Origin of the sequence: Nostoc sp., assembly GCF_036919675.1 — a bacterium.
Taxonomy (GTDB): domain Bacteria; phylum Cyanobacteriota; class Cyanobacteriia; order Cyanobacteriales; family Nostocaceae; genus Nostoc.
This window is the reverse complement of record NZ_JBALCP010000099.1, coordinates 1-5429: the sequence shown is the minus strand read 5'-3', so window position 1 is coordinate 5429 and position 5429 is coordinate 1. Positions and strand designations below refer to the sequence as shown.

Below are 5429 nucleotides of genomic sequence, written 5' to 3'. Positions count from 1 at the left end.
CTTTAGAAAATGCGACCACTAAAATTCATCTCTGTTTTGTCAGACTTATGCTCCGAAGATTAGCTACTTTATAGATCCCAAATGGGTTCTATAGAATTGCTTCAAAAGCGGCATAGCTCAACAACCACGTTAGATGAAATAAGTCAGCGCTATTTAAGAATAATCGCCGAAACTGCCAAACAGGCAGGAATACTAATCGATGAGTTGCTCACATTTTCCCGCATGGGACGCAGCGAGATGCGCTACATCAATCTCAATATGGAGCAACTAGTGCAAGAGATAAAGCGCGATTTGGTCAGCCAAACCCCAGGACGTACAATTAATTGGCACATAGAATCAGTACCAGAAGTACAAGGTGACCCTTCGATGCTGCGGCTCGTCCTTCGCAACCTCATAGGCAATGCCGTAAAGTATACCCAGACTCGAAACCCAGCAGAAATTACTATTGGAAGTACTGACAATGAAAACGAAGTTGTCTTTTTTATACAAGATAACGGCGTAGGTTTTAATATGCAATATGTCCACAAGCTATTCGGAGTATTTCAACGCCTGCATAGCGACCAACAATTTGAAGGTACAGGTGTTGGATTGGCAAACGTGCAACGGATTATTCATCGACATAATGGCCAAGTCTGGGCAGAGGCTGTAGTTGACAGTGGAGCCACCTTCTATTTCTCACTACCTAAACTGTCGAAGAAGGAGGGCGAATGAAAGAACTCAAGCGAATTCTCCTGATTGAAGACAGTGCTAACGATGCAGAGTTAATATTGGCCGCCTTGTCAGAAAATCATCTCGCCAACGAAGTAGTGGTAGTGCGTGATGGAGAGGAAGCACTAGATTATCTCTATCGTCGGGGGCTGTTCCGGTTGCGAATGGAGGGGCATCCTGTTGTAGTGCTACTCGATTTGAAACTGCCTAAAATCGATGGACTAGAAGTACTGGCACAACTAAAATCTGACCCAATAATGCGAGTGATTCCAATCGTAGTCCTAACTTCTTCCCGTGAGGAGCCAGACTTAGTTCGATGCTACAAGTTAGGTGTAAATGCGTATGTCGTCAAACCTGTAGATTACCATGAGTTTGCCAATGCTATCAAAGGTCTGGGACTCTTTTGGGCAGTGATTAATCAGCCACCCCTTGGTGCTTTACCCTCTGCACCTCATCGTCAACCGGAGATTAAATGATGAATGTCCTGCGTTTTCTGCTTTTGGAAGACAGTCCCTTAGATGCAGAGCTTGCCGAAGCGATATTAACCGAAGGGGGAATTAATTGCGAACTGATCAGAGTCGAAACCGATACTGATTTCCTGACTGCTCTGGAAACAGAGACTTTCGATTTAATTCTTGCCGATTATGCCTTACCTTCTTTTGATGGAATTTCGGCTCTGAAAATTGCCCGAAATCGTTGTCCTGAGGTTCCTTTTATCTTTGTCTCTGCCGCATTGGGCGAAGAATTAGCGATCGAAGCCTTGAAGAACGGTGCAACTGATTATGTATTAAAGCAACGACTAGGGCGGTTAGTTCCCTCGGTGCAACGGGCATTGCAAGAAGCCAAGGAGCGCCGAGAGCGCCAGCAAGCAGAGGAATCGCTACAGAAGAGTGAAGCCAGATATCGCAGAATTGTTGATACCTCTTATGAGGGAATCTGGATGATTGACTCTCAATCACGAACAGAGTTTGTAAATCAACGGTTCTCCGAGATGTTAGGTTATCCGGCTCAAGAGATGCTCGGTCGTTCCATGTTTGATTTTATGGCTCAGGCTGATGGGATAGTAGCTGAAGAGATCTTAAAGTGGCTAAAAGGAGAAGAGAGTGATCTTAAGGAAGGTCAATTGCGCTGCAAGGATGGTTCGTATATCTGGACGCTGATTTCTACTAGAGCTATTTTTAGTGAACAAAATGAGTTCTTGGGCGCGATCGCCATGCTAACTGATATCAGCGATCGCAAACGCACTGAATCAGAACGCGATCGCCTTTTGCAACTTGAGCAAACAGCCAGGGCAGAAGCAGAGGCTGCTAACCGGATCAAAGATGAGTTTTTGGCGGTACTTTCCCATGAATTGCGATCGCCACTGAATCCAATTCTTGGTTGGGCAAAACTGTTACAGAGCCGTAAATTTGATGATACCGCGCTCCAAAAAGCCCTTGAAACCATTGAGCGCAATGCTAAATTACAAGCTGAACTAATTGATGACTTGCTCGATGTTTCTCGCATCCTCCAAGGCAAACTCAATCTCAAGATGATACCAGTTAATCTGGCATCCACCATTGAAGCAGCAATGGAGACAGTGCGTTTAGCAGCAGAGGCTAAAACCATTCAAATTGAGACGATGCTTGATCCGAAGGGGAAAGTTTTGGGTGATTCAGCCCGCTTACAGCAAGTTTTCTGGAACCTTTTATCGAATGCCGTCAAATTTACACCGATTGGCGGAAAAGTCAATGTGCAATTGGAGTGCATCGACGCTCAAGTGCAGATTACCGTCAGCGATACAGGTAAAGGCATTCACCCTGACTTTTTACTTTATGTATTTGACTATTTCCGTCAGGGTGATAGTACAACAACTAGAAAGTTTGGTGGGTTAGGGTTAGGTTTAGCGATCGCTCGTCACTTGATTGAGATGCACGGTGGAACGATTTCGGCCGAAAGTCTTGGGGAGGAGCAGGGAGCCATCTTCACAATTAGATTACCACTGCTCAAGAACAGTGCAACAATCGACAATGAGCCGAATGCTGATTCTTCAACTGCCATTTTTGCCTCCTCTCCCCTGATGGGTCTACAAGTCCTGATTGTGGATGACAATACTGATAGCCGCGAATTTTTCCGCTTTGTGCTGGAACAGTTTGGAGCGATCGTCACCGCAGTTGGATCGGCAGATGAAGCATTACAAGCGCTAATACAGTCAAAGCCAGATATCTTACTCAGCGATATTGGGATGCCAGAGATGAACGGCTATATGCTGATGCAAGAGGTGCGTGCTCTAGAAGCAGAAGTAGGGGGAAAACAGATTCCAGCGATCGCTCTGACTGCTTATGCAGGCGAAATCAATCAGCAGCAAGCCCTAAGAGCCGGGTTTCAACAGCACATCGTTAAACCTGTAGCACCAGAGGAATTGCTCATGGCGATTTCCAATTTAGTCAAATGTGTTTAGGTGTTCGTGATAAATCGGAGTAATTAGATAAACCTCGTGAAAACGTTAACCGAACCATATTGGATGCGATCGCGCACTGAAGTGATTGGTAGCAAATGGGTTGGTTAATTTAAAAAACAATTCCGAAAGAGAACTTTCAGGAGTGAAATATATAGCAATCCTAAATGAGTCGTGAAAATCTCCGATTCGTCTCTCTGCGTCTCTTTAGCCTCTGTGGTTAATTTCTTTTTACAAATGATTTAGGACTGCTATATCACTAAAAATTATAAAGCTATCAAATTTAAAGAGATTTTTTAGCGATTGAAGTTTATTTATTTTTCCTGATAAAAAATATTTCCTTCTAACTGAATTTCCTCTGATTGTGGGCGCTGTTACAACGCGTAATTTGGAAAACGTTTACTATACCTGAGTACTTTCAAAAAACAAAAGTAGTTTATCAGGAACATAAGTCTCTTAATACTGGAGAGTAATATCATGTCCACCAAATTACCCATAAGAAAAGAACCCCACTCTAACCCTCCCCTTTCTAAGGGAAGGGAATTAAATTTCCTGTTTCCCCCCTTAGAAAGGGGGGATTAAGGGGGGTAATTCGACTTGTGTGTACACCCGGTTAGCTCAAGCGTAGCTTTGGGGGAGTGGGGTTCTGGGTATTATGCTTAATTGCCGGGACATCATATAACTTGCTGTTATCCTATCCAGCTAAATTGCAGTCGGCTGGTAAATTCTCAACAATTTTCCTTTTTTATGAACTCTGAATCGATAATAAGTATTAGCAAAGAGGTAATATTAATTCTCTAAAAGGCTGCACAAAATCAGGCTTGCTTCCGCCGAAAAAACAAGGGAATTTTGCTCCTTGTTCAAAAGTAAGCTCACAAGTAATCGGTATAAAGATAAAAACTTAATTTATTTAGTTTTTTCTGCGCCACTAGTTAAGAGGTAATCTATGGTGCGAAACTCAAAGCTAGGGTACAGAACGTTCCCTAAGTTTATCCTGCGTCCATCCGTTGCTATAGGTATAATTGCATCTTTATTGGTTTGTGGAATAAGTTTTTATATAGTAAAACGCTGGCATGATGCAAATCCAGAGGCACAAATGCCAGCAACACAATTGCCACAGTTAAAAACAGTAACAGCTTTAGGGCGGATTGAACCACAGGGAAAGGTAATTAAACTCTCTGCTGCGGTGTCTACAGAAGGAAATCGGGTAGAAAAGTTGTTAGTGAAGGAGGGGGATAGGGTAAAAGCAGGACAGGTGATTGCGATTTTGAACAGCCGCGATCGCTTGCAAGCAGAATTAAAAGAGGTGCAAGAACAAGTGAAAGTAGCCCAGGCAAACCTAAACCGCATACAAGCAGGTGCTAAACGCGGTGAAATTGCTGCCCAAAAAGCTGCGATCGCTCGGCTAAAAGCAGAACACCTTGGCGATATTAATGCCCAAGCAGCAACAATTGAGCGATTCCAAGCCGAAGTGCGTAACGCCCAAGCAGAAGACGAACGCTATCAGCAACTATTTCAACAGGGTGCAATTTCCACCTCCCAAGGGGATAGCAAGCGTTTAAACTTGGAAACGTCCCAAAAAAGCCTGCAAGAAGCACAGGCACAGTTAAATCGCACCCAATCAACTAGCCAGCAAAAGATTAAAGAAGCCACAGCAACACTCGATGAAATTGCTGAAGTGCGCGGAGTGGATGTAGAAGCTGCTCAAGCAGAAGTTAATCGTGCTATAGCAGCTATGAATCTAGCAAAAGTCAATCTCGAACAGTCTCAGGTGCGATCGCCCCAAGATGGACAGGTATTTGAGATCCACACCCATCCTGGGGAATTGGTATCAAATGATGGCATTGCAGATATTGGACAAACCAGCCAGATGTATGTCATAGCCGAAGTCTATGAAAGCGATATCGGCAAAGTGCATTCAGGGCAGCAAGTACAAATATTTGGTGATTACCTGCCGATTGAATTCCAGGGAATCGTAGATCGCAAAGGCTTGCAAGTGCGACGGCAGAATGTCATTAACATAGATCCCGTCAGCAATATCGACAACAGAGTAATAGAAGTCCATATCCGACTAGATCAAGCCTCCAGCCAAAAAGCTGCCAACTTAACCAATATGCAAGTTAAGGCAGTAATTGAACTATGAAAAGGGCATGGGGCATTGGGCATGGGGCATTAGGAATGGAGATATAAGGTGGATGAACGAGTCTTTGAGGTGGATGAACGAGTCTTTGAGGTGGATGAACGAGTCTTTGAGGTGGATGAACGAGTCTTTGAGGTGGATGAA

Annotated in this window: 4 protein-coding genes; all 4 read left to right on the top strand. The window is 43.9% G+C overall.

What is annotated here, in order from left to right; genetic code table 11:
- Positions 1 to 81 precede the first annotated feature (81 nt).
- The 4 genes from V7K49_RS21270 (at position 82) to V7K49_RS21255 (ending at position 5288) form a co-directional block, all read left to right on the top strand.
- Positions 82 to 711, top strand: coding sequence for a sensor histidine kinase (locus tag V7K49_RS21270; protein WP_335207315.1), 630 nt, complete (start codon positions 82 to 84; stop codon positions 709 to 711).
- Entirely contained in the window at positions 708 to 1184 is a 477-nt protein-coding gene (locus V7K49_RS21265; protein WP_334871755.1) for a response regulator, read from the top strand. The genes V7K49_RS21270 and V7K49_RS21265 overlap by 4 nt, the downstream gene beginning before the upstream one ends.
- On the top strand, positions 1184 to 3148 hold the full coding sequence (locus tag V7K49_RS21260) for a response regulator (RefSeq protein WP_442948685.1): 1965 nt from the start codon (positions 1184 to 1186) through the stop codon (positions 3146 to 3148). Before V7K49_RS21265 ends, V7K49_RS21260 begins: the two co-directional genes overlap by 1 nt.
- A gap of 943 nt (positions 3149 to 4091) precedes the next feature.
- A complete protein-coding gene (locus V7K49_RS21255; RefSeq protein WP_335207313.1) occupies positions 4092 to 5288 on the top strand; it encodes an ABC exporter membrane fusion protein in 1197 nt (398 codons plus the stop codon).
- Positions 5289 to 5429 lie beyond the last annotated feature (141 nt).

Bases quoted from the DNA above. Each gene is read 5' to 3' on its own strand.
- V7K49_RS21270 (WP_335207315.1), top strand. From the start codon at position 82: ATGGGTTCTATAGAATTGCTTCAAAAGCGGCATAGCTCAACAACCACG.
- V7K49_RS21265 (WP_334871755.1), top strand. From the start codon at position 708: ATGAAAGAACTCAAGCGAATTCTCCTGATTGAAGACAGTGCTAACGAT.
- V7K49_RS21260 (WP_442948685.1), top strand. From the start codon at position 1,184: ATGAATGTCCTGCGTTTTCTGCTTTTGGAAGACAGTCCCTTAGATGCA.
- V7K49_RS21255 (WP_335207313.1), top strand. From the start codon at position 4,092: ATGGTGCGAAACTCAAAGCTAGGGTACAGAACGTTCCCTAAGTTTATC.